This is a genomic window from Gulosibacter sediminis, from assembly GCF_014904065.1.
In the GTDB taxonomy this organism is placed as follows: Bacteria; Actinomycetota; Actinomycetes; order Actinomycetales; family Microbacteriaceae; genus Gulosibacter; species Gulosibacter sediminis.
In genome coordinates this window covers 70158-93784 of sequence record NZ_JACXJG010000006.1, presented here as the reverse complement: position 1 = coordinate 93784, position 23627 = coordinate 70158, and the positions used below count along the sequence as shown (strand labels likewise).

Here is a 23627-nt window from a genome sequence, read left to right as displayed (position 1 = left end):
TCAACGAGTCTGCATGCATTCCCCGTGCAGAAGGAGTACGGTGGCGCCTGTCAGGAAAAAGGAGAACTCATGCAAATTAGTGCAGCAGTCGTTTCGGCGGCCTCCGCCGATTTTGAAATTCAGACCCTCGAAATCGAGGACCCGCGTGCCAACGAGATTCGCGTCAAGCTCGTCGCGACCGGTGTCTGTCACACCGACGCGTTCATTCGTGACGGTGGGTACCCGACGAACTTCCCGGTCGTGCTCGGCCACGAGGGCGCTGGTGTCGTTGAGTCGGTTGGCGACGCAGTCACCTCGGTGAAGCCCGGCGACCGCGTCGTGCTCGGCTTTAACTCGTGCGGCCACTGCGACAACTGTCTCGGCGGCAAGCCGGCGTACTGCCTCGAGTTCAACGCCTACAACTTCGGCGGCGGTCGCACCGACGGAACGAGCGCCATCAGCCGCGACGGTGAGCCCGTCAGCAGCAACTTCTTCGGCCAGTCGAGCTTCGCGAGCTATGCGATCGCGACCGAACGCAACGTCGTGAAGGTTGACGACGACGCCCCGCTCGAACTGCTCGGTCCGCTCGGTTGCGGCCTCTCGACCGGAGCCGGCGCGATCATCAACTCGCTCCAGGTCGGCGCCGGCGCAAGCGTGGGTGTCTTCGGCACCGGCGCGGTCGGCTCGGCCGCGATCATGGCGGCCGCCGCCATCGGCGCCACCACGATCATCGCGCTCGACCTCAACGACGACCGCCTCGCGCTCGCGAAGGAGCTTGGGGCGACCCACAGCATCAACTCGGGTAAGGAAGACGTCGAGGCTCGCGTTGCCGAGATCACCGGCGGCCGCGGGCTCGACTTCGTGCTCGACACCACGGGCGTGCCCGCCGTGACGAGCTCGGCCGCGCCGCTGCTCGCAGTGAAGGGCACCCTTGGCCTCGTCGGTGCCGCGAAGCCCGGCGCCGAGGTGAACTTCGAGGTGGGCGCCTCGCTCATCAAGGGCTGGTCGTTCAAGACCATCGTCGAGGGCGACGCCGTGCCGCAGGACTTCATTCCGCGCCTCGTGCACCTGTGGCGCCTCGGCAAGTTCCCGATCGAGAAGATCTCGAAGACCTTCTCGTTCGAGCAGATCAACGAGGCCTTCGAGGCGTCGAAGTCGGGCGAGGTTATCAAGCCCGTGCTCGTCTTCGAACGGTAAGCACCGCACTACGAGCAACGCCCCGGTCGTCAGGCCGGGGCGTTGCTCGTTTTCCGCGTGGTGGTTATCGCTCGGGCGTCGGCTCGAATGTGTTCACCATCGCGTGCGCGGCGCGGTCGAAGTAGGCATCCATCGACGAGCGCACCATCGGCGAAAAGCTCATGGTGTCGAGGGCCGCACTCATGTGCGTGAGCCAGCGGTCGCGCGCGTCGGGGTTCACATGAAATTCGACGTGGCGCATGCGCAGGCGAGGGTGCCCGCGCATCGACGAGTAGGTGGCCGGCCCACCGAAGTACTGGCCGAGAAACCGGCTCAGGCGCCAAATCGCACCGTCGAGGTCGTCGGCCGGGTACATGGGCCAGAGCACCGGATCTTGCTGCACGCCGTCGTAGAAGCGACGCACAAGCGTTTCGAAGGTCGTCATTCCGCCGACTTCGTCATAGAGGGTGTGGAGCGGCGCCTCAGACATGGCACCAGCCTAGCCAGTTGGCGAGTACCTATGCGGCCCGCCGTAGCATCGTCCCATGAAGATTCAGGGACGAATCGTGCTGATTACGGGTGCCGCGCGCGGCATTGGTCGACTCCTCGCGCTCGGCGCCGCCACGCGCGGCGCGGCTGGGGTGGTGCTCTGGGATCGCGACCTCGCCGAGCTCGATGGGGTCGCGGCCCAGGTGCGCCGGCTCGGTAGCGAGGTGATCACCGCCCGCGTTGACGTCACCGATGAGGATGCGGTGGCCGACGCGGCGGCGCGGGCCGAGGCACGCTTCGGCGTCGTCGACATCCTGATCAACAACGCGGGCATCGCAACGGGCAAGCCCTTCGCCGCCACGAGCGGCGACGAGGTGCGCCGCACCTACGAAGTGAACGCGATCGCGCTGCACACGACGACCCGGTATGTGTTGCCAGGCATGGTGCGGCGCGACCGCGGGCTCATCGTCAACATCGCCTCGGCCGCGGGGCTGGTCGGGGTCGCTCGGCAGTCCGACTATTCCGCGTCCAAGTTCGCGGCGGTCGGCTTCACCGAGGCGCTGCGCAACGAGCTTCGTGCCGAGGGGTCGCGAGTGCGCACGCTCGTCGTGTGCCCGTATTACATCGACACGGGCATGTTCGCCGGGGTGACCACGCGCTTCCCGCACCTCCTACCGATCCAGCAGCCGCGCGCCGTCGCGATTCAGATCCTCAAGGCGATCGAGCGAGGCCGGGCGCGACTCGTCACGCCGCCGTTCGCCTCGACGATCTACGCGACACGACTCGTGCCGGTGCCCGCCGCCGAGCGCATCCTCGACGCGTTCGGTCTTAACCACGGCATGGATCACTTCCGCGGCCGAGGCACGCCGGTTTAGTCCTCCTCGGCCGGGTGGGGCTCAATGCCGTTGGGGCCGTCGAAGCGCACGAGGTTCATTGGCGGCAGCGCGATATTCTCGGCTTTGAGTGCATCCTGGATGCGCGCGCGCAACTCGCGCTCGACGCTCCACCGCTCGCCCGGTGAGGTCTTCACCGCGAGGCGCATGATGACCGCGTCGGCCGAGAGGGTCTGGAGGCCCCACACGCTCGGCTTCTCGAGCAGCTTCATCATCCAGTCGATGTCTTCGTACATGTCGCTGCCGACCTGCTCGACGAGGCGCTGAACGCGCTCGCGGTCTTCGGAATACGGCACAGGCAGGTCGATGATCGCCCGGTTCCAGCCATGCGAGTAGTTTCCGACCCGCTGAATCTCACCGTTGCGTACGTACCAGAGCTGGCCGTAGACGTCGCGCACCTGGGTGACGCGAATGCCGACGGCCTCGACCGTGCCGATCGCGTACTCCATGTCGACGTCGTCGCCGACGCCGATCTGGTCTTCGATCACCATAAACATGCCGTTGAGTACGTCGCCGACGACCTTCTGCGCACCGAAACCGAGACCGGCACCGATCGCAGCGGAAAGCACGGTGAGCGACTGGAGGAAGCTCGGGCTGATGACTCCGATACACCAGAGCACCACGATGATGACGATGACGACGGTGAGGATGTTCGACAGCACCTGCCCGATCGTGCGGGTGCGCTGCACGGTGCGCACCGACTCGAGCGGCGAGCGAATCGCGAGCATCTGGGTGTCGTCGGCGCCTCGCTTGCGCTTCACCCCCTCGACAATCTGCCGCACGAAGCGCTTGATCAGCTGTTGCAGCAACCAGTGCGCCAGCCAGGCGCCGACGATGATGAGGATGACCTGCACCAGTGGCCAGAACGGGCCGAGTGCGGTGATGACGTTGTCGAAAATCTCTTGCATATCGTCAACGAGCGTAGGGCGCCAAGCGTGAGAAATCCTGCATCGCCCGTTACCTCGGGGCAACCCCAGAGCAACGCGCCGTGGTTACAATGACGAATTGTTAGGTCACCGGAACATCTTGTAACACAGGAGCCGCCATGTCCCAGGCGAACCAATCTGGCGAATACGCCGACGTGCCGCCGAGCAACGTCGAAGCGCCGGATGCGCACGGCAAGTTTTCGCTCAACGAAGACTGGGCGGCGACCGCCGTCGGTCTCGTGATTCTCGGGCTGTGCCTGCTGCAGGTCATCCCCGACATCAAGGGGCTGTTCCTCTGATGGCGACTACGAATACGAACGAGCCCATCGTTCACGAGGACGCGCAGGAGCAGCCGCAGGGTTCTCCCTCCTGGGGCTTCGCGGGCTTCGTGCTCGTGCTCGCCCTGGGATGGCTCGTCCAGGTGCTCACGACGAACCTGCCCGAGTGGACGGAAGGCTCCTGGTTCGGCCAGGTTTCGAAGTCGATCGAGTTCCCCGTCTACGCGATCATCCTCGGTTTCGCCTTCAACGGCATCCTCTCCCTGCTCGGCATTCGTGACCGCATGTCGGGCGGCTTCCGCACCGAGTTCTTCATCAAGATCGGCCTCGTGCTGCTCGGCGCGGGCGTGAACGTCACCGTGATCCTCGACATGGGCCTGCCCGCGGTGCTTCAGGCGCTCCTGCTCATCGCCGTCGTCTTCTTCTTCACCTGGTGGTTCGCCGGCCGCATCGGCCTCGAGCCGCACCTGCGCGCGCTGCTCGCCTCGGCGCTCTCGATCTGCGGCGTCTCGGCCGCCGTCGCTGCGGCGGGTGCCGTGCACGCGAAGAAGGAGCAGCTCGCCTACGTCGCCGGCCTCGTGATCGTCTTCGCGTTGCCCGCGATCTTCCTGCTGCCGTGGCTCGCCGACCTCATGGGCCTCTCGCCGATCGTCACCGGCGCCTGGATCGGCGGCAACATCGACACGACCGCCGCCGTGACCGCTGCCGGCGCCGTCGCGGGCGACGAGGTGCTGCAGTACGCCTCGATCATCAAGATGATTCAGAACGCCCTCATCGGCTTCGTCGCGGTGGCGCTCTCGATCTACTTCACCCTGCGCGTCGACCGCCCGGCCGGCGTGGATGCGATGAAGGTCACCCGCTCGGGCTGGGGCGAGGTCTGGTCGCGCTTCCCGAAGTTCGTGCTCGGCTTCATCGCTGCCTCGCTCGTTGTGTCGATGCTCGCCGCCGCGTTCCCGGCCGCCCTCGAGGACGGCGCGTGGCTCGACAACGGCATGAGCGCCGCGAAGACGCTGCAGACGGTGTTCTTCACGCTCGCGTTCGTGTCGATCGGCCTCGAGTTCCGCTTCGGCGCGCTGCGCGACGCGGGCTGGAAGCCGGTGCTCGTGTTCTTCGCCGGCACGATCGTCAACCTCATCGCGGGCCTCGCCCTGTCATCGCTGCTCTTCGGCGTGCTGTTCCCGTAACGCGGCATCAACAACAACGCCCGGCACCCAAATGGGCGCCGGGCGTTGTTGCGTTGCGAGCGGTTACTTCGCGGCGGCCTGCACGCGCAGGCAGCGGCGGGTGTCGTCGAGGCCCTCGACGATCATGCGGCGCAGCGCGGCGGGCGCATCCGCATTCGCATCGAGCCAGGCCTCAGCGGCCGTGACGACCTCGTCGCTCGGCAGCGAAGTGGGGTAGAAGCCCTCAATGAGGTCTTCCGCGCTGTGGAAGCTGCGCGAATCCCAGATGCTGCGCAACTCGGCGAAGTACGGCGCGAGGTACGAGGCGACGAGCTGCTCGTCGTCAGCGTGCCAGAAGCCCGAGATCGTGGCGCGCACGATCTCGTTCGGCTGGTCGCTGCCGACCCACACGAGGTCCCAGGCCGCGCGCTTCGCGTCGGCGTTCGGGGCTGCGGCGCGGGCGACGGCGGCGTGCTTGTTGCCGCCCGACGTCTTGTCCTGCTCGTTGCGAGCGACGATCTCGGCCTCGCCGGCCCGACCCCCGGCGACGAGCGCGGTGAGCAGCTCCCAGCCGAGGTCGGTGTCGATCTCGAGACCCTCGAGCGCGAGGCTGCCGTCAAGCAGCGCCTGCACGGCGTCGAGCTGCGCGTCGGTCGCGGCGAAGTCACTGAACGAACGGACGAACGCGAACTGCGCATCTGAGCCTGGCTCGGCGCCCTTCGCAAGCTCGAGCAGGCGGTCGGCCACCCCCTCAACCGTCGCCTGGCGCTGCGCCTTCGGCGTGAAGCGGCGGGCGGCGACCACGAGCTGGCCGAGCTGCTGACGACGCGTCGTCGACTCGGTCTCGTGCTCGACCGAGGTGAGCAGGTGTTGGATAAAGTCGGCCACGGGCAGCTCGCCGTCGCGCGTTGCATCCCACAGGCTCGCGAGCACGAGGCCGCGCGCCATCGGGTCGCCGATGTTCGAGGCGTGCGCGAGGGCGGTCGCGAGCGACTGCTCGTCGAAGCGAATCTTTGCGTACGCGAGGTCCTCATCGTTGACGAGCACGAGGTCGCCGCGCACCTTGCCGACGAGCTCGGTCACGTCGGTCTCGGCGCCGTCGACGTCGAGCTCGAGGTGCTCGCGGCGCACGAGGTCGCCCGAGTCGCTGAGGTCGTAGAGGCCAACACCGAGGCGGTGCGGGCGCAGCGTCGGGTAGTCGGCGGTCGCCGTCTGCTCGATGACGAACTTCGTGACGACGCCCTCGGCGTCGACCTCGATCTTCGGGCGCAGCGTGTTCACACCGGCCGTCTCGAGCCACTTCTGCGACCAGTCCTTGAGGTCGCGGCCCGAGGCCGCCTCGAGCTCAACGAGCAGGTCGCGCAGTTCGGTGTTGCCGAAGGCGTGCTTCGTGAAGTACGCGTTGACGCCCTTGAAGAACGCCTCGCGGCCGACCCAGAAGAACAGCTGCTTCAGCACCGAACCGCCCTTGGCGTAGGTGATGCCGTCGAAGTTCACCTGCACGTCGTCAAGATCGCGGATCTCGGCGACGATCGGGTGCGTCGAGGGCAGCTGGTCCTGGCGGTAGGCCCAGGTCTTCTCGGAGGCGAGGAAGGTGACCCAGTTGTTCGTCCACTCAGTCGCCTCGGCGGTCGCGAGCGTCGAGATGAACTCGGCGAACGACTCGTTGAGCCAGAGGTCGTTCCACCAGTTCATCGTGACGAGGTCGCCGAACCACATGTGGCCGAGCTCGTGCAGGATGGTGACGACGCGGCGCTCGCGCACCGCATCCGCCACCTTTGAGCGGAAGACGTACGTTTCAGTGAAGGTGACGCAGCCCGCGTTCTCCATCGCGCCCATGTTGTACTCGGGCACAAACAGCTGGTCGTACTTGTCGAACGGGTACGGCACGCCGAACTCGCGCTCGTAGAACTCGAAGCCGCGCTTCGTGATGTCGAAGATGTACTCCGGGTCCATGAACTCGCCGAGCGAGGCGCGGCTGAATACGCCGAGCGGAATCGTGCGGCCGTCCGACGAGGTGAGCTCGTCGGTCCACTCCTGGTACGGGCCTGCGACGAGCGCGGTGATGTAGCTCGAGATGCGTGCGGTGGTCTCGAACTCCCACTTCNCGACGCCCTCGCCGAGCTCGGTGCGCTGCGCGATCGGCTGGTTCGACACAACCTTCCACGCCGCGGGCGCGGTGACGGTGAACGCGAACGTCGCCTTGAGGTTCGGCTGCTCGAAGTTCGGGTACATGCGACGCGCGTCGGGCACCTCGAACTGCGAGTAGAGGTAGACCTCGCCGTCGGCGGGGTCGACGAAACGGTGCAGACCCTCGCCGGTGTTCATGTAGAACATGTCAGCTTCAACGAGCAGCTCGTTGCGCTCGGCGAGGTTCGGCAGCGCGATGCGCACGCCGTCGGCGTGCTGGGCGGGGTCGAGCGATTCGCCGTTGAGCTCGATGCGGTGCACGGTCGCGGTGATGGCGTCGATGAAGCTCGACGAGCCGGCCGTGGCAGAGAAGGTGACCTTCGTGATGGTGCGGAACGTCGTGTCCGAAGTCGTCAGGTCAAGCGCCACGTCGTAGTGGTCGACCGCGATGAGGTCTGCACGCTCGTCGGCTTCGACTCGGGTGAGGTTTTCGCCCGGCATGTGCGTCCTTTCGTTCAGTTGTATTGAGTGCCGCTTTTGGCAACCCGACCAGCCTAGTGCGGTCAGTCGAGCAGGCCCTGTTCGCGCGCCCGACTCACGGCGGCCGTGCGGCTCGAGACGCCGAGCTTGCCGTAGATCGCGGCGAGGTGGCTTTTCACCGTCGTCGGGCTGAGGTGCAGGCGCTCGCCGATCGTCTGATTCCTCGCGCCGGTCGCGAGTTGGCGCAGCACGTCGGCCTCGCGCGGGGTGAGGTGGATGCGGGGCGCGCGCAGGGTGCCGACGAGCCGTTCGAGAATGTCGGCGTCCATGACGTTCTCGCCCGCCGCAGCACGCTGCACGGCGCGCACGAGTCGCTCGGGCGGCGCATCCTTGAGCAGGTAGCCGCACGCCCCGGCCTCGATGGCGGTGAGGATGTGGTTGTCGGTGTCGTAGTTGGTGAGGATGAGCACGGCGGGCGGCGAGGGCAGGGCCCGGATGCGCGCGGTCGCGTCGACCCCGTCGCCGCCGTCGCCGAGGCGAAGGTCCATCGTGACGACGTCGGCGTCCGGCGCGAGGGCGACGGCTTCGTCGGCGCTCGCGGCCTCGCCGATGACGTCGAGACCGTCGGCGTGCTCGAGCACGGCGCGCAGGCCGGCGCGCACGATCGGGTGGTCGTCGCAGATGAGCACGCGGGTCATGAGGGCCTCGATTCGGCGGCGGAGCGGGGGAGCTCGGCGCGCACGAGCGTGCCCTCGCCGGGGTCGGCGACGACCGAGACGAAGCCGCCGAGCTCGCGCAGGCGGGCCTGCAGACCGCGCAGCCCGGTGCCGCTGCCGTCGGGGCGTNGCCGCGGCGAGCTCGGGCTGCTCGAACCAGCGCTCGGCATCGAAGCCGACACCGTCGTCATCGACCTCGACGCTGACGGCGTCGTCGGCAAACTGCAGACGCACCGCGATGTGCGCGGCCTGGCCGTGGGTCTCGGCGTTGTTCAGCGCCTCCTGCGTGACCCGCAGCAGGGCGGTGCTCGCGCCGACGCTGAGCGGCCACGCGTCACCGGAGGCACGGAAGCTGACACCCGGGCGCGCCGCGGCGAGGCGGTCGAGCGCCGCCGCGAGGTCAACGTCGCGCAGTTCGGGCGGGGTGAGGTCGGCGATGATNGCCGCGCACCTCGCGCAGGGCCTCGCCCGAGGTGCGCTCGATGTCGGTGAGGCTGGCGCCGCTCGAGGCGAGCAGCCGGATGCTCGACAGGTGCTGGGCGGTGGTGTCATGGAGGTCTCGGGCGAGCCGGGCGCGTTCGGCGCCTCGGCCCGCCTCACGCTCGGTCGCGGCGAGGGCCGCCTGCGTCTCGCGCAGCTCAGTGACGAGGCTCGCGTTCTCGTCGGCAGAGCGCACGAGCATGCGGTAGCCCCACATCACCGCGATCGCGGCGATCGCGCTGATCACGGGGCCCGCGACGCCGCCGAAGCCGAGGCCGTGGTGCACTGCCTCACCCGCGACGACACCAAGCATGAGCGCCAGCACCGTGACCACGCCGAGGCCCTCGGGCAGCAGCCAGAGCACGATAAAGAAGAGGGCGAGCGCCGAGTAGGCGCCCTCGACCGAGAACGCGGTCATTGCGGCGACCGGCAGCGCGAGCAGCGCCGCGCAGACGATGCCGAGCGGGTTGAGCTGTCGCGCGGGTGCGCCGAACGCGTCGGGGCGACGCCAGGCGATGACCGCGACACCGGCGGCGATGCCCGTGCCCGCGATCGCCGAGAACAGCATCCAGCCGAGCCGGCCGCTGATCGCGGTGACCGGGTCGGCCACCGCGACCGCGATGGGCACCCAGAGCAGCACCGCGAGCAGCAGCGAGAGCGCGGCGAGCGTGGCCAGCTGTATGCGGCGGGTCGCGCTGGGCGCTGTCGGGTCAGCCATACCTCGATGCTAGGCGTCCTGCGGCCGAGCGCCTCCTCCAAACGGAGGGGATCGAATCCGACCGTTCTGCCGCTGTGCGCGGGCCCGGGCGCGAGGAATGTGGAGGTATCGGATCAGAGATCCCAGAAAGGACTTCGCATGTACCTCGCACTTCGTGACCTGCGGCACGCACCCGGACGCTTCGCCNATCGGCGCCGTCATCGCCCTCATGATGCTGCTCGTCGGCTTCCTCACCGGCCTCACCGGTGGCCTCGCGGGGCAGAACATTTCAGGCATCCTCGGCACCGGTGCCTCGTCGGTCGTCGGCGCCAACTCTGACGACGACTTCAGTTGGTCGACCGCGCAGGTCGACAAGGCCCAGCTCGCCGCCTGGCAGGATGCGGCCGCCGGCACCGACGCGACCGTCACGCCTGTCGGCGTCTCGACCACCCGTCTCGAGGACGGCGACGCGAGCGCTGCCGTCACGCTCTGGGCTGAGCCCGCCGACGCGACCCCGCTCGGCACCGATCTCGCGCCGCTCGAAACCGGGCAGATCGTGCTGCCCGAGGACGCGGCGACGAGCCTCGGCGTCGGCACCGGCGACACCATCGAGCTCGCGGGGAAGCAGCTNACCGTCGCGGCCGTCGCCGACACGGGCCAGTTCTCGCACACCGACATCGCCCGTGTCACCCTCGACGACTGGCGCGGCTACCTCCGTGACACCATGCAGCCCGAGCGCACCGCGAGCGTGCTGCTGGTCAACGGCACAATCGACCACGCTGACACCGTCGCCGCTGACAGTGACACCCAAGCGCAGGGCCTGCTGCCCTCGCTCCTCGGACTCGAAGCGTTCAAGAGCGAGATCGGCACGCTCGGCATGATGATCGGCATGCTGTTCGGCATCTCGGCGCTCATCGTCGGCGTCTTCTTCCTCGTCTGGTCGATGCAGCGCCAGCGCGACATCTCGGTGCTCAAGGCCCTCGGCGCGCCGATGGGCTGGCTTCGCCGTGACGCCCTCGGCCAGGCCGCGTTCCTGCTCATCGTCGCCATCGCCGTCGGCTCGGCCCTCGCGCTCGGCCTCGGCGCGCTCATCGCCCCCGTCGCTCCCTTCATCGTCGCGTGGTGGACGATCCTGCCGCCCGCCCTCGCGATGCTCGTCGCCGGCCTCATCGGCGCCCTCGTGTCGCTGCGCCAGATCAACCGCGTCGACCCCCTCGTCGCTCTCAACGCCACCGCCGCCTAACTCACGTAAGGAGAATCGTCATGCTCAAGCTCGATCACCTCACCCTCACCTACCAGGACGGCGACCGCCGCCTCACCGCCGTCGACGACGCGAACCTCACGGTCGCGCCCGGCGAGTTCGTCGCCGTCACCGGTCCGTCGGGCTCGGGCAAGTCGAGCCTGCTCGCGCTCGCCTCGACGCTCGTGAGCGCCGACCGCGGCACCGTCACGATCGACGGGGTCACCGCATCCAGCCTCTCGGCCGCGCAGGCCGCCCAGCTGCGCCGCGACAAGCTCGGCATCGTGTTCCAGGCCCCGAACCTCATCGGCTCGCTCAAGGTGCGCGAGCAGCTTGAGATCGTGGCCCGCATGGGTGCGAAGCCGCTCGCTAGCCTTTCGAAGGGCGAGTTGCGCGAGCGCATTGAACACGCGCTCGACGAAGTCGGCATGCTCGACCGCGCCCACTTCATGCCCTCACAGCTCTCGGGTGGTCAGCGTCAGCGCGTCAATATCGCCCGCGCCATCGTCAACGACCCCCGGGTCATGCTCGTCGACGAGCCCACGAGCGCCCTCGACGAGGCCCGCTCCGACGAGATCATGTGCCTGCTGCGCGACCTCACGCACGAGCGCAAACTTGCCACGGTCGTCGTGACGCACGACCTCGGGCAGCTGCCGCGCTTCGACGCCCAGTACGAGATGCACGACGGGCGACTGTCCGCCGCTCGACGGATGTCGGTCACGGCGGCCGACGGGGCATAATGGGCTGAATGCGGCGTTTGTGGGCAGTCACCAAACCAATTCGCGGCCGAATGCTGCTCGGCCTCGTGGTGGCGTTGCTCGCAGCCGTGACCACCCTCGCCATGCCGCAGATTCTCGCGGCGTTCGTGAGCAACGTGCTTGGCGAGGATGCGTCGGTCACGACCGTGCTCGTGGCCGGCTCGGCGCTACTCGGCATCGGCATCCTCGACGCCGTGTTCATCTGGCTCCGCCGCGTCTTCACGGTCGACCCGGCGATGGGCGTCGAGTACCAGATGCGTCGCGGCTTCTTCTCCAAAGTGCAGCGGCTGCAGATGAGCTTCCATGACGCGTGGGAGTCGGGGCAGCTGCTGTCGCGCTCGATGAGCGACCACACGAGCATCCGCCGCTGGCTCGCGTTCGGCTCGATCATGCTCGTCAACGATGTGTTTATGCTCGTGGTCGGCATCGTGCTCATGTCGTTTGCGAGCGGCTGGCTCGCACTCATCTATCTCGCCGGGGCCCTGCCGCTCGTCATCATCCTCGCGAACTTCGGCACCCGGTTCCAGAAGATCTCGCGCCTCAGCCAAGACCAGGCGGGCGACCTCGCGACCAACGTCGAGCAGTCGGTGCACGGCATCCGCGTGCTCAAGGCCTTCGGCCGGGCCGAGGATGCGCTCGACGATTACTCCGGGTACGCCGGCCGGGTGCGCGCTACCGAGATTCGCCGCGGCCGCCTCGTCGCGAGCTTCGACTCGGTCATCGCGCTCTTGCCTGAGATCGCGCTCGGCGTCGCTCTGCTCGTCGGCCTGTTCCAGGTGGCCGACGGCACAACGACCGTGGCCGCACTGAGCGCGTTCTTCGCCACCGCGATGCTCATCACGATGCCGGTTGCGATGCTCGGCATGCAGATCAGCGACCTCATCTCGACCATCACCTCGCTGCAGCGCATCAATGAGGTGCACGACGAGCCGGCGACCATCACGACGCCGGCACACGCGACCGAGCCCGAGCTCGTGCGCGGCGAGGTCGTGTTCGACGACGTCACCTTCCGCTACCCGGATGCGGCCGAGGAAGACCTGCTGCTGCAGGACGCAAACCTGCGGGTGCGCCCNGGGCGAGACGCTCGCGCTCGTCGGCATCACGGGCTCGGGTAAGTCGACGCTGCTGCAGCTCGTGCCGCGCCTCTACGACGTCACCGAGGGCAGCATCCGTATCGACGGTGTCGACGTGCGTGACTACGCACTCGACCGTCTGCGCCAGCTCACCTCGGTCGCGTTCGAGGACGCGACGCTGTTCTCGGGCAGCGTGCGCGAGAACGTGCTGCTCGGTGCGGCGGCCGGCATGAGCGAGGAGGAGCTCGACGAGCTCGCGCGCCTCGCCCTCGAGACCGCCGACGCACTGTTTGCCTACGAGCTGCCGGACGGCATCGAGACCCGCATCGGCGAGCAGGGCATGTCACTTTCGGGTGGGCAGCGCCAGCGCGTTGCTCTCGCCCGCGCGATCGCCGCGAAGCCAAAGGTGCTGCTGCTTGACGACCCGCTCTCGGCGCTCGACACGAGCACCGAGGAACGCGTCACGGCACGCCTGCGCGAGGTGCTCGCCGGCACGACCACGATCGTCGTCGCCCACCGCACCTCGACGGTCGCGCTCGCCGACCGGGTCGCGCTGCTTGACGGCGGCCGCGTCGTCGCCGTCGGCACGCACACCGAGCTGCTGCTCAACGACCCGCGCTATGGCTTCGTCATGGCCGATCTCTCGAGCTCGAGCTTCAACCTCACGGGCGCGCTCGACCTCGAACAGCTCAGGGAGGAGGAACGATGAGCAGCGACACCACGCAAGAAGACCTCGATGGCGGCCTCGCCGCCGACGCGCTGAGCGATAAGGACAAGCGCCGTCGCTCGCTTGGGCTCCTCCGCGGGCTCATCAAGCCGTACCGCTGGCAAGTCGCCTGGGTCGCGGTGCTCACGCTGCTCGTGCAGCTCGGCACCGTCATCGGTCCCGCGCTCATCGCGTACGGCGTCGACACCGCTCTGCCGCGTCTCATCGCGGGCGATGCGGCCCTCGCAGTGGGCGTCGGCGTCGCCTACATCCTCATCGCGATCGCGCGGGCGCTCGCCACCTACTGGTACCTGCGCATCTCCACCTGGGTCGGCCAGAACATCCTCTACAACCTGCGCCGCCGCATATTCCGCCACACGCAGCGCCTCAGCCTCGGCTTCCACGAGCGCTACACCTCGGGCCGCGTCATTTCGCGCCAGACGAACGACACGGAGTCGCTGCGCGAGCTGCTCGAGTTCGGCGTCGAAACGATTGTCGGCGCGCCCGTGCTCATGGTGCTCACGGTCATCACGATCCTCTGGATGGACTGGGTCACCGGCCTCATCATGCTGCTCATGCTCATCCCGGCGGTGTTCATGAGCCGCTGGTTTCAGAAGGCCTCGAGCCGCACCTACCGCGAGCAGCGCACGCACTCGGCGCGGCTCACGGTCGAGTTCGTCGAGACGATGGGCGGGATGCGCGCGGTGCAGGCGTTCCGCCGCGAGGCCGCGAACGACCGCCGCTATGGCGAGATCGCGAACGATTACCGCCGCTCGTCGCTCGCCGCCATCAGGATCTGGGGCATCTACCAGCCGAGCCTGCGCCTGCTCGGCAACGTGATCGTCGTCATCGTGCTCGTCGTGGGCGGCCTGCGCGTGCTCAGCGGCAACCTCGACGTCGGCATGCTGCTCGCGCTCGTGCTGTACTCGCGCCGCTTCTTCCAACCGATCGATATGATCGCGAACTTCTACAACGTGCTGCAGTCGGCGGTGTCGGCGCTCGAAAAGATCTCGGCGCTGCTCGCCGAAGACCCCGACATCCCCGAGCCCGCCGAGCCAAAGCAGCTGCCCGCGTCGGGCGGCGGCGCGATCCGCTTCGAGGGCACGTCGTTCCGCTACACCGAGGATGGGCCGACGGTACTGCATCCGCTCGACCTCACCATCCCTGCCGGGCAGACCATCGCGCTCGTTGGGCAGACCGGCGCGGGCAAGTCGACCGTGGCGAAACTCATCTCGAGGTTCTACGACGCGAGCGAGGGCCGGGTGACGCTCGACGGCGTCGACCTGCGCGATCTTCGCGACGAAGACCTGCGTCGAGCGATGGTCATGGTGACGCAGGAGTCGTACCTGTTCGGCGGCTCGATCGCCGACAACATCGCGATCGGCAAGCCCGGCGCGACCCGCGACGAGATCGAGGCCGCGGCGAAGGCGATCGGCGCGCACGCGTTCATTGAGCGCATGCCGGACGGCTACGACACCGACGTGCACACGCGCGGCGGCCGTCTCTCGGCAGGGCAGCGACAGCTCGTCTCGTTTGCCCGTGCGTTCCTCGCCGACCCGCGCGTGCTCATCCTCGATGAGGCGACGAGCTCGCTTGATATCCCGAGCGAGCGGGCCGTGCAGAACGGCCTCGAGCAGCTGCTCGGCGACCGCACCGCGATCATGATCGCGCACCGGCTCGCGACCGTGATGATCGCCGATCGTGTGCTCGTCGTGCACGACGGCCGCATCGCCGAGGACGGTTCGCCGCGCGAGCTCATCGCGGCCGGCGGGCGCTTCGCGCAGCTGTACCGGGCCTGGCAAGAGTCGCTGTAGCACCCAGTAGTCTTGGGGCATGGCTGAAAGCACCAAGGTTGAGTTTTGGTTTGATCCGATTTGCCCGTGGGCATGGATGACGTCCCGTTGGATTCAGGAGGTCGAGCGGCTGCGCGACGACGTCGAGATCGACTGGAACGTCATGTCGCTCGCGATCCTCAACGAGGGCCGCGACATGTCTGACGAGCACCGCAAGGCGCACGCGTTCTCGAAGCGCTCCTGCCTCGTCGCCGCCGGAGTCAAGGCCGAGCTCGGCAACGAGGCGATGGTGAAGTTCTATGACGCCATCGGCACCATCAACCACCCCGAGGGTCGCTCGGGCGAGGCGGGCACGCTCGAGGAGGCGGCTGAGAAGGCCGGCATCCCGGCCGAGATCCTCACCCGCGCCGACGCCGGCGAGTTCGACGAGGTGCTGCTCGCCTCGCACAACGGCGCGATTGACCGCGTCGGCGACGAGGTCGGCACGCCCGTCATCGCCGTCAACGGCGTCGCGTTCTTCGGCCCCGTGATTTCGCCGGCCCCGAAGGGTGACATGGCGCTGCAGCTGTTCGACGGCGTTGTCGCCGCGGCCGGCTACGAGGGGTTCTTCGAGATCAAGCGCTCGCGCACGCGCGGCCCGCAGTTCGACTAATGCGGGTCCACCTAGCGACCGACCACGCCGGCCTCGAGTTCTCGCAGCAGTTGCAGGAGCACCTGCGCGATGCAGGGCATGAGGTCGTCGATCACGGTCCCGACGAGTACGACGCGGTCGACGACTACCCGTCGTTCTGCATCAACGCCGCCCAGGCGGTCGCGAACGACTGGGCGGCGGGCGAGTTCTCGCTCGGCGTCGTGTTCGGCGGCTCCGGCAACGGCGAGCAGATTGCGGCGAACAAGGTCGCTGGCGTGCGCGCAGCGCTCGTGTGGAGCGAAGCGACCGCAAAGCTTGCGCGCGAGCACAACAACGCGAACGTTATCTCGATCGGCGCCCGCCAGCACTCGCTCGAGGAGGCCGTGACGCTCGTCGACACGTTCCTCGCCGAGCCATTCCCCGGCGAAGAGCGCCACGTACGTCGCATCTCGCAGCTGCGCGAGTACGAGCAGACCGGCGCGATCGCGGGCAAGGAGGTGCTGGCGCCGACGAACCCCGACGTGCCGGCAGTTCTTCCCATGGCGGAGGCATAGGGGTGCCCGAGGGGCATTCCGTTCATCGCATCGCGCGCCAGTTCACGAAGCACTTCGTCGGGCGCATCTGCGAGGCCTCGAGCCCGCAGGGGCGCTTCGCCGAGGGCGCGTCGGTGCTGTCGGGGCGCGAGATGTTGCGCTGCTTCGCCGTCGGTAAGCAGATGTTCGCCGAGTTCGGCGATGACCCGGCGGCGCCCGACGCGGATGCGTCTGTCTGGCTGCGCGTGCACCTCGGCATCTACGGTGCCTGGGACTTCGCGGGCGACTTCTCGACGAAGCTCGGCCAGACTGGCGAGTACGGTCGCGGCACGCGCATCGAGGATGCGGATGCCGAGGACTCGCTGTCGTCGATCGGTGCGCCGCGTCGCGCCCGCCTGCGTATGGCCGAGCAGGAGAAGGAAACCGAGCTCGACCAGGGCTGGCCGCCCGCGCCGGTCGGTGCTGTGCGGCTGCGCCTGCTCACCGAGGATGTCGTGGCCGACCTGCGCGGTCCGACCGCATGCGAGGTGCTCGACGCCGTCGGCGTGAACACCGTGCTCGACCGACTCGGCCCCGANCGCTCGTCGACGAGCTCGAGGTGGGGGAGCGCCGCTTTATCGAACGTGCGAGCAAGCGGCGCGTGCCTATCGGGCAGCTGCTTATGGACCAGTCGGTCGTCGCGGGCATCGGCAATATCTATCGCGCCGAGATCCTGTTCCGCGCCCGGCTCAACCCCTACACGCCGGGCAATGAGGTGCCGCTCGACGTCCTGCACGACATTTGGGCTGACTGGGTCAAGCTGCTCAACGTAGGTGTCGAGGTTGGCCGCATGATGACGATCGACGGGCTCACCGGCGACGAATATCAGGCGGCGCTGCAGGATGTTCGGCATCGCCACTGGGTCTACGGTCGCGCGGGCGAGCCCTGCCGTCGCTGCGGCACCCCGATCTCGCTCGCCGAGATGCAGAACCGCAAGCTCTACTGGTGCCCGAGCTGCCAGGCCTGAGTTAGCGCAGGCTGCCGATGCTCGCCGCGAGCTTGCGGGCGTCGCGCATCCGCTTTTCGTAGGTCGCCGCGACGAACACGAGTACGACGCCCGCGGCCGCGAGCCACGCCCACCATGGCACCGCGATCGGCGGCAGGAACACCTGCCACATCACGACGATGTGGAGCACCGCCGCGACGATGCCGAGCAGCAGCGGCGCCTGGAGGCGCAGCAGGGCGCCGATGAGGATCGCAGCGACGATGAGCACCGTCGCGAGCCCGATGCGCCACCAGGTCGGCTGCTGCAGCTCGGCCGCGAGCGCGATGGCGAGCGACGCGATGATCGGCGCACCGAGCGCCGCCCAGCTGCGCAGCTTCGGGAACGCGCGCAGGGCGACGGCGCCGACGGTGGCGGCGGCGAGGCAGAGTGGCTGCAGCACCCAGGCGTCGCTCGCCGTGACGCCCTGAGTGACCGTGATCGCCGCGAACCAGACGCTCACCACGCCGAAGCCGACGCCGCCGAGCCGGAGGTCGAGGCGGCGGGCGAAGAACGAGACGCTGGCGAGCGTGGCTGCGACAGCCGCGCCGACTACGGCCGCGACGCCGGCTGCGACCGGATGCTCGAGCAGCGCCGGCACCGCGGCGATCGTGAAGGCCACGGGCACCGCCACGGCGTAGCCGGCCCGTTCCGCATCGCTGCTCGCACGCTCGGCGAGGCGTAGCAGCAGCCAGAGCCCAGCGACGAAGGCGGCGAGGATGACGCCGACCGGCACGCCGATCGCGAGTTCGTCGCTGCCCTCCCAGAGCCAGAGCACCGCCGCGATGGTCGCGACGGCCGTGCCCGCCCGGGCGACCGGACCCCAGCTCGTGCGGGGCCGGGGCAGCGTGATGCCGAATGCCGCCACCAGGCCCGAGACCGCGCTGAGCAGCAGGCCGAGCTTGATGACGTCGGTGTCGAGCGTGAGGCCGGTCGCGAACAGCGGCAGCAGCAGGGTGAGCAGGTCGAGCGTCGGCGTCGCGTCGCGGTCGCGGCGGCACCGCACCACGGCGAGGATCGCGACGGCGACTGCGGGCACGCCCGCGGCGATCACGGTCCACCACAGGCCGAGCCCGGTGCCGGCGAGCGGCAGCGTCGTGAGCACGAGCCAGGCGGCGAGTGGCAGCAGCGGCCTGGCGCTCTTCAGAGTCGCGAGCGCGCCGAGGCCGATGAGCGAGGCGACGACGAGCGGCAGCTCGCTCGAGACGCCGACGGGTTCGGTGGCGATGAAGAACGCGTGCGCGCCGCCCGCGATGAGCGCGACAACGACCCAGACGAGCAGGTTGGTGCGCCGGAACATCGCGGTGAGCACGGCGACTGCCGCGGCCACACCGACGAGCGTGCCGACGAGGTCGACCCAGCGCGCGTTCGCGGCCGCGATGCCGATGGGCGCGATCGTCGTCGTGAGCAGCACCGCGGCCCAAACGCCAAGCAGCAGATTGCGGCGAAGCTCGGGGTCGATGCCGGGGGAGCTGCCGAGCACGCGGCTGATGGGCGCGAGCGAGACGAGCGGCACGAGCAGCCCGAGGGCGACAAAGAGGGTCGAGGCGAGCACGCCCGGAATGCTGCCGGTGCGCTCGATGGCGTCGAGCGGTTGGAAGCCGAGCGCGGCCATCCCGAGGGCGGCACCGAGTCCGCCGGGCGCCGCGAGCCCGAGCCGGGCCCACTCCCACACGCCGCGGGCGGGCAGCTGGATGGCCGCAACGATGGCGGCGGCACCGAGCGCGAACGCGAACCAGGCCGTGGGCGAGGTCTGCCAGTCGGCGAGCAGGGTGGCGGTCGCGAGCGAGAGCCCGAGCGACAGCGCAATCGTCGCCTGCGCGGGAGCGGCCGAGTAGCGCGACGCGCGCACCACGGCGACGGTGGCGACGATCGCGAGCGCGAGCAGGGTCGGCGCGGCAATCACGACGGCCAGCGCATCCGGCACCGCCCTAGCTACGAAGATCGGGCCAATCACGGCGAGGCTGCTCGCGCTGATCCAGGTCGCAGCGCGCGACCATCCGGGGTGAACCGCGTCGGGGCGAACTCGGGCGAGCAGCGGCGTCGCGCAGGCGATCGCGAACACGAACCAGGGCCAGAGCCGGTCCGGGTCGGCACGAATGAAGGCTGCGCCGAACGCGCCGAGAACGCCAACGAGCCCAAAGGCCTCGGCCGGCACAGTGTTGACATGACCGTTGTTAGCCCGCCGGATGAGCAGGGTGAGACCGAAGACGATGACGCCTATCAGCGCGTAGCCCCAGCCGAAGCGGAACTCGTCGGTGAGCGGCCGACCGAACGCGAACATGGCGGTGCCGACGAGCATCCACAGCGAGGTGAGTGCGATCGTGCCCTGGAAGCGCGGCGTCGGCTGCGGAGAACTGCCTCGGGCATCCCAGAGGATTGCCACGACGAGGCTCGCCACGACGAGCAGGAATAGCGCACCCAGGCACCAGAACATCCAGTCGCTGTCGCTGGTGATGTCGCTGGTGTCGAAGGTGAACAGCAGCATGCTGGTGTACGCGATCACGAAGCCGACGATGGCGACCAAGTGCGATTCACCCCGGGGCAGCTCAAGTCGAGCCCCTGCGGCGCCGACCACGAGCAGCATCGCGATGATCACCACACCCGTGACCATGCGCACCATGAACCCAGCGCTCGCCACGACTTCGAGCTCGAGCGCGATCCCCGCGATGACGCTGCACCAGGAGATCCCGGCCAGGATGATCGCGAAGATGGTGAGCGCGAGGCCCGGGGTTGCGGGGCGTAGCGTGCGCGCGACGAGCAGGATGCCCGCGACGCTCGCGAGCAGCACCGTCGGCAGCAACTCTCCGACGCCGATGAACAGCGTGATGAGCACGAGCGACGAGGCGAGCGCGGCGATTGAGGCGAACCGCAGCGTGACGGTGCGCTCGGGCGACATAAAGCGGGTCGCGACGAGTCCGGCGCAGGCCGCCGTGGTGATGACGCTGAGGCCGGCGCCGAGAGCTGCGCCGGGGAGCGCCGCGGCGGTCACCGTAGCGAGGGTGCCGGCAACAGGGGCGGCTATCGGCAGGAGATTCGGGAAGCCCTTGCCGAGGTGCGCGTCGCCGCGCCCGAACAGCGGCACGGCGCTCACGATCAGGCCGAGGAGGCTCGCGAGCAGGAGTGCGAGGTGGGCCGGCGCATCCGCACCCCGGTCGGTGAAGACGATGCCGGCGTGCGCGAGCTGGAGGAGGATGACGAGGAGGGGAATGACGGCGAGGGCGGCCGCGCTGTATGAGCCGAACGCGGCGCTGCGACGCAGCGCGGGCTGCTTGCTCGCGATCACGCGCCACGCGAGCACGCCCGCGAACAGGAAGGGGAGCGCGAAGCCGAAGCCCACGACGACCGGGCCGTCGCCGATGCCGCTCGGATACTCGGGCAGGGCACGCACGATCGCGGCCCCGGTGCGAATGCCGATGCCGAGCAGCAGCACCGCGGCGAAGGCTGCCGCGAGGTCGGCGAAGGAGGCGAACTTGCGCGCCTGCGGCTCGCGGGTCGCCCAGAGCACCATGAGCACGGCCGCGACCGCAGCGATCGCGAGCGCGAGGATCGCGACGAGGATGCCCGCATCTGGCTCGGGCGCGACGCCGAGCACCGTCGGCACCGTGAGCTGGGAGGCGACGCCGAACGTGAGCGAGATGCCCACTGGGAGCAGGTCGGTGTCGTTGCCCGATTCTGCCGTGCGCTGCCACGCGCGGGCCGCGCCCACGCTCGCGACGCTTGCCGTGGCCAGGCCGAGGGCCCAGCCGAGGTGGTCGGCGAGCGGGAACTGCGCGAGCCAAGCCATGAGCAGCGTGATGGCCGGAAGCAGCGAGATCGAGGCGAGTAGCTTGGGCGTCGCGAGCTTCGACCAGCGCCACCAGGCGCCGAAGATAGCTGTGAGTACGAGCAGCGCCACGCCCCAGTAGAGGGCCGGGTCGGCTTGGTCGAGCCCGAAGAGTTTCAGCGCCGGTATCGCCCACGCGTCGAGCGCGAGCAGCACGGCGCCGAGCACCGCGACGCCCTCCGCCGTCGCGCCGAGCTTGCGGCGCCGCAGCCAACTGGCGAGGCCGATGACGCCCGCCGTGATCGCGACCGTGATCGCCGCGCGCACCACGAGGTCGAACAGCACGAACGCCACCGTCACGAAGACGAGCGCGGCGACGGCGAGGAACCCGATGCCCGTGATGAGCATGGCGAGCTGCACGCCGGAGCGCTTTGGCGCAGAAGGCGCTGCTTGAGGCTGTTCCGGCAGCGGCGGTGCCGGTTGGTTGAGCCAGGCGCCGGCGATGGAGCCGTGTGGGTGCTGCTCCTGCGCCTGCTGGGGCAGCGCGGGCAGAGGCGGCATCTCGTTCACTGGGGCCGAGGCAGGTGCTTCGACAGGTTCCTCGACGGGCGCTGCCGCCACGAACTGCGCGTCCTGCTCCGCCCGAATCTCGGCGAGCAGGCGCCCCCGCCGCGTTATCAGCTCGGCACTCTGCGTCGAGAGCTTGAACACCTCGGCGAGCCGCGGGTTCGTGAGGTCGATGCCGCAGCTCACGCACTGCGGGGCGCCGTGCGTCGGCGTGAAGCAATAGGGGCACGTCGTCGTCGACCGAAGATCCTGCGGGCTTTCCGGAAACCGCGGTGCGTGGGTGCCATTGCCCGAGTCCATAGCCGCTCCTTGAAGTCCCGTCCTCTTCGCAGATTAGGCGAACGTGGATCACGGGTCGCCGGTTTATCCACAAAGGACACCTTCAGGACGACAACGAGTAGCCGAAAGCTGACGCAAGGTATGCGGCGCGCGGGATTCAGCAGTTTTCCGCTAGACTTGCTAAGTCGTATTGCACGACGCGGGGATGTAGCTCAATGGTAGAGCCCCAGTCTTCCAAACTGGTCACGCGGGTTCGATTCCCGTCATCCCCTCACTAATGGCGTCGCCGCTACTGCGACGTGAGGCCCTGCTCGCCGAGCCAGTCGCGCATCCGCTCGCGGCCGTAGAGGCCCTTCACGTTACCGATGCGGCGCTCGAGCGTGCGGGCCCAGCTGTAGTCGGGCTTGTCGTAGTTCGCGTAGTAGTCAGCGAGACGCGTCTCGTACTCGGCCGACGCATCCGACCAGGCATCCGCGTCATACGTCTCTTCGTGCAGCACGGCCGACTGGGGGAGGCGGGGCTTCGTGCTTGCCGCCTCGTCGGGGTCGGGCACGCCGATCGCGAGTCCGACAATCGGGAACACGTGCTCGGGCAGCCCGAGCTCCTCGACCACGCCGGGCGGGTTGTTACGGATCGAGCCGACGAACACCCCGCCGAGGCCGAGCGACTCGGCGGCGAGTAACGCGTTCTGCCCGCTGATGCCGGCGTCGACGAACGAGACGAGCGTGTTCTCGAGGTACTTCACGGTCTCGACCTCGGAGCCACGCTGCTGCGCGATCTGCACTGCGCGGTGGTAGTCCGCGACCCAGACGAGGAACACGGCGGCGTGCTCGACGTACGAGCGCCCTCCGATGGCCTCAGACACCCGACGTTTGCGGGCCTCGTCGCGGATCGCGATGATGCTCCACGTCTGCAGGTTCGACGACACCGAGCCCGACTGTGCCGCGGCGACGATGAGACGCAGCTGCGCATCCGAGATCTCGCCGGGGAGGAACTCGCGCACCGACCGGTGGGCGAGCTGCAGATCGATCGTCTCAGTACCGTCGGCGACGGGCGAATCGAGGTCGGCGCGGTAGCGCTCACTGACGAGCTGTTCGGTAGTGCGGGTGGTGTTCGCAGTGGTCATGCGTGCTCCTGATAGGCGTGCGTCGATCGTAACCAAGGGGCGCAGCGATGCTCACGAATGTGTCATTTGCGCGAAACATCCGGATATCCGGCGAGATAGAAGCGACGGGGCGTCTCCGACGCCTTGCTGATGCCGATGCGCGTGGTGACGACGATGTCGCTGGCTGGGCGCTCGGGCTCGCGCTCAAGCTGCAGCGGCGGCAAGGCGAGGTCGTGGCCCGTCAGCGAGAGGTCGATGCCGAGGGCGGCGCAGACCTTGCCGGGTCCGTTCGTGAGTTGGCGGCGCGGCGTGCCTCGGCGCGCGAGCATCACGTCTTCGCCCTCGAGCGGTTCGACGGCGCGGATGAGGAGGCCGGCGCCGTGCCCGGCCTCGCCTGCGACGACGTTGAGGCAGTGGTGGATGCCGTAGCTGAGGTAAACGTACGCGTGGCCGGCCGCGAGGAACATCGCGGCGTTGCGAGCGGTGGGGCCGCGGTGAGTGTGGCTGGCGGGATCTTCCTCGTCGTAGGCCTCCACCTCGACGATGCGCGCTCGAAGGATGCTCCCGTCGAGTTCGCGGACGACGTTGCAGCCGAGCAATCGGGGCGCAGCGACCTCAACGGGCGCGCGAAGCCAGTCCCAGGTGCCGTCGTTACTCACCACTTCAGGCTACCGAGCGCATTGGTGAACACTCTTGGGGCGTGGTAACTTCGTGAGGCTGATCTCTTCGGGGATCACACGTGTGGAAA

The 23627-nt window shown here is 68.7% G+C and carries 17 protein-coding genes, 1 tRNA gene and 3 pseudogenes; 12 read left to right on the top strand and 9 right to left on the bottom strand.

Translation table 11 applies throughout. The features are described 5' to 3' along the window. Window positions 1–69 precede the first annotated feature (69 nt). Window positions 70–1176, top strand: coding sequence for an NAD(P)-dependent alcohol dehydrogenase (locus ID132_RS03835; RefSeq protein ID WP_125106484.1), 1107 nt, complete (start codon window positions 70–72; stop codon window positions 1174–1176). A gap of 64 nt (window positions 1177–1240) precedes the next feature. On the opposite strand, the gene ID132_RS03830 is transcribed toward ID132_RS03835, so the two are convergent. After that, complete coding sequence (locus ID132_RS03830; protein WP_125106483.1) at window positions 1241–1645, bottom strand: globin; 405 nt, start codon at window positions 1643–1645, stop codon at window positions 1241–1243. A gap of 55 nt (window positions 1646–1700) precedes the next feature. Between ID132_RS03830 and ID132_RS03825 the strand changes: the two genes are divergently transcribed. Then, window positions 1701–2519 carry an SDR family NAD(P)-dependent oxidoreductase gene (locus ID132_RS03825; protein ID WP_125106482.1) on the top strand — a complete coding sequence of 273 codons (819 nt, stop codon included), beginning with the start codon at window positions 1701–1703 and terminating at the stop codon, window positions 2517–2519. On the opposite strand, the gene ID132_RS03820 is transcribed toward ID132_RS03825, so the two are convergent. Continuing rightward, a complete protein-coding gene (locus tag ID132_RS03820; protein ID WP_125106481.1) occupies window positions 2516–3445 on the bottom strand; it encodes a mechanosensitive ion channel family protein in 930 nt (309 codons plus the stop codon). The genes ID132_RS03825 and ID132_RS03820 overlap by 4 nt on opposite strands. 137 nt (window positions 3446–3582) lie before the next feature. Here ID132_RS03820 and ID132_RS03815 point away from each other — a divergent pair, with 137 nt between their 5' ends. Then, a complete protein-coding gene (locus ID132_RS03815; RefSeq protein ID WP_125106480.1) occupies window positions 3583–3762 on the top strand; it encodes a hypothetical protein in 180 nt (59 codons plus the stop codon). Further along, the gene (locus ID132_RS03810) at window positions 3762–4925 is read left to right on the top strand and encodes a YeiH family protein (protein ID WP_193127890.1); all 1164 of its coding nucleotides are present in this window, start codon (window positions 3762–3764) and stop codon (window positions 4923–4925) included. Before ID132_RS03815 ends, ID132_RS03810 begins: the two co-directional genes overlap by 1 nt. 63 nt (window positions 4926–4988) lie before the next feature. On the opposite strand, the gene pepN is transcribed toward ID132_RS03810, so the two are convergent. From pepN to ID132_RS15465, 4 genes and pseudogenes are all read right to left on the bottom strand, one after another. Continuing rightward, the gene (gene pepN / locus ID132_RS03805; protein ID WP_193127889.1) at window positions 4989–7535 is read right to left on the bottom strand and encodes an aminopeptidase N; all 2547 of its coding nucleotides are present in this window, start codon (window positions 7533–7535) and stop codon (window positions 4989–4991) included. Window positions 7536–7597: 62 nt separating this feature from the next. Continuing rightward, a complete protein-coding gene (locus tag ID132_RS03800) occupies window positions 7598–8212 on the bottom strand; it encodes a response regulator (RefSeq protein ID WP_193127888.1) in 615 nt (204 codons plus the stop codon). Window positions 8213–8449: 237 nt separating this feature from the next. After that, window positions 8450–8506 (bottom strand): annotated as a pseudogene (locus ID132_RS15120) (hypothetical protein); the annotation flags it as partial. A gap of 124 nt (window positions 8507–8630) precedes the next feature. Then, the gene (locus ID132_RS15465; RefSeq protein WP_459562428.1) at window positions 8631–8912 is read right to left on the bottom strand and encodes a histidine kinase; all 282 of its coding nucleotides are present in this window, start codon (window positions 8910–8912) and stop codon (window positions 8631–8633) included. Window positions 8913–9525: 613 nt separating this feature from the next. On the opposite strand from ID132_RS15465, the gene ID132_RS14630 reads away from it, so the two are divergent. The 7 genes and pseudogenes from ID132_RS14630 (at window position 9526) to ID132_RS03755 (ending at window position 17147) form a co-directional block, all read left to right on the top strand. Then, window positions 9526–10650, top strand: a complete 1125-nt coding sequence (locus ID132_RS14630) for an ABC transporter permease (RefSeq protein WP_459562425.1) — start codon at window positions 9526–9528, stop codon at window positions 10648–10650. Between the two features lie 20 nt (window positions 10651–10670). Further along, entirely contained in the window at window positions 10671–11387 is a 717-nt protein-coding gene (locus ID132_RS03780) for an ABC transporter ATP-binding protein (protein WP_193127884.1), read from the top strand. A gap of 50 nt (window positions 11388–11437) precedes the next feature. Beyond that, window positions 11438–13187: pseudogene (locus ID132_RS15115) on the top strand (ABC transporter ATP-binding protein). After that, window positions 13184–14998, top strand: coding sequence for an ABC transporter ATP-binding protein (locus ID132_RS03770; RefSeq protein ID WP_125106474.1), 1815 nt, complete (start codon window positions 13184–13186; stop codon window positions 14996–14998). The pseudogene ID132_RS15115 and the gene ID132_RS03770 overlap by 4 nt, the downstream one beginning before the upstream one ends. A gap of 19 nt (window positions 14999–15017) precedes the next feature. Further along, the gene (locus tag ID132_RS03765) at window positions 15018–15629 is read left to right on the top strand and encodes a mycothiol-dependent nitroreductase Rv2466c family protein (protein WP_193127883.1); all 612 of its coding nucleotides are present in this window, start codon (window positions 15018–15020) and stop codon (window positions 15627–15629) included. Next, window positions 15629–16162 (top strand): ribose-5-phosphate isomerase, encoded by a 534-nt coding sequence (locus tag ID132_RS03760; RefSeq protein WP_125106472.1) that lies wholly within the window; start codon window positions 15629–15631, stop codon window positions 16160–16162. The genes ID132_RS03765 and ID132_RS03760 overlap by 1 nt, the downstream gene beginning before the upstream one ends. Before the next feature lie 2 nt (window positions 16163–16164). Continuing rightward, window positions 16165–17147, top strand: a pseudogene (locus ID132_RS03755) (Fpg/Nei family DNA glycosylase). A 1-nt stretch (window position 17148) separates the two neighbouring features. Here ID132_RS03755 and ID132_RS03750 read toward each other — a convergent pair. Next, a complete protein-coding gene (locus ID132_RS03750; protein WP_193127882.1) occupies window positions 17149–21795 on the bottom strand; it encodes an SCO7613 C-terminal domain-containing membrane protein in 4647 nt (1548 codons plus the stop codon). 180 nt (window positions 21796–21975) lie between these two features. Between ID132_RS03750 and ID132_RS03745 the strand changes: the two genes are divergently transcribed. Continuing rightward, window positions 21976–22046, top strand: a tRNA-Gly gene (locus ID132_RS03745). A 17-nt stretch (window positions 22047–22063) separates the two neighbouring features. On the opposite strand, the gene ID132_RS03740 is transcribed toward ID132_RS03745, so the two are convergent. Together ID132_RS03740 and ID132_RS03735 are read right to left on the bottom strand one after the other, a co-directional pair. After that, window positions 22064–22900, bottom strand: coding sequence for an NADPH-dependent oxidoreductase (locus tag ID132_RS03740; RefSeq protein ID WP_193127881.1), 837 nt, complete (start codon window positions 22898–22900; stop codon window positions 22064–22066). A 62-nt stretch (window positions 22901–22962) separates the two neighbouring features. Further along, window positions 22963–23538 (bottom strand): DNA-3-methyladenine glycosylase, encoded by a 576-nt coding sequence (locus ID132_RS03735; protein ID WP_328743620.1) that lies wholly within the window; start codon window positions 23536–23538, stop codon window positions 22963–22965. Window positions 23539–23627 lie beyond the last annotated feature (89 nt).

What these genes read in the sequence shown, in the direction of transcription:
- ID132_RS03830 (WP_125106483.1), bottom strand. Translation starts at nt 1,645, where the DNA reads ATGTCTGAGGCGCCGCTCCACACCCTCTATGACGAAGTCGGCGGAATG.
- ID132_RS03740 (WP_193127881.1), bottom strand. Translation starts at nt 22,900, where the DNA reads ATGACCACTGCGAACACCACCCGCACTACCGAACAGCTCGTCAGTGAG.
- ID132_RS03750 (WP_193127882.1), bottom strand. Translation starts at nt 21,795, where the DNA reads ATGGACTCGGGCAATGGCACCCACGCACCGCGGTTTCCGGAAAGCCCG.
- ID132_RS03835 (WP_125106484.1), top strand. Translation starts at nt 70, where the DNA reads ATGCAAATTAGTGCAGCAGTCGTTTCGGCGGCCTCCGCCGATTTTGAA.
- ID132_RS03800 (WP_193127888.1), bottom strand. Translation starts at nt 8,212, where the DNA reads ATGACCCGCGTGCTCATCTGCGACGACCACCCGATCGTGCGCGCCGGC.
- ID132_RS03760 (WP_125106472.1), top strand. Translation starts at nt 15,629, where the DNA reads ATGCGGGTCCACCTAGCGACCGACCACGCCGGCCTCGAGTTCTCGCAG.
- ID132_RS03810 (WP_193127890.1), top strand. Translation starts at nt 3,762, where the DNA reads ATGGCGACTACGAATACGAACGAGCCCATCGTTCACGAGGACGCGCAG.
- ID132_RS03825 (WP_125106482.1), top strand. Translation starts at nt 1,701, where the DNA reads ATGAAGATTCAGGGACGAATCGTGCTGATTACGGGTGCCGCGCGCGGC.
- ID132_RS03765 (WP_193127883.1), top strand. Translation starts at nt 15,018, where the DNA reads ATGGCTGAAAGCACCAAGGTTGAGTTTTGGTTTGATCCGATTTGCCCG.
- ID132_RS03780 (WP_193127884.1), top strand. Translation starts at nt 10,671, where the DNA reads ATGCTCAAGCTCGATCACCTCACCCTCACCTACCAGGACGGCGACCGC.
- ID132_RS03815 (WP_125106480.1), top strand. Translation starts at nt 3,583, where the DNA reads ATGTCCCAGGCGAACCAATCTGGCGAATACGCCGACGTGCCGCCGAGC.
- ID132_RS03770 (WP_125106474.1), top strand. Translation starts at nt 13,184, where the DNA reads ATGAGCAGCGACACCACGCAAGAAGACCTCGATGGCGGCCTCGCCGCC.
- ID132_RS03820 (WP_125106481.1), bottom strand. Translation starts at nt 3,445, where the DNA reads ATGCAAGAGATTTTCGACAACGTCATCACCGCACTCGGCCCGTTCTGG.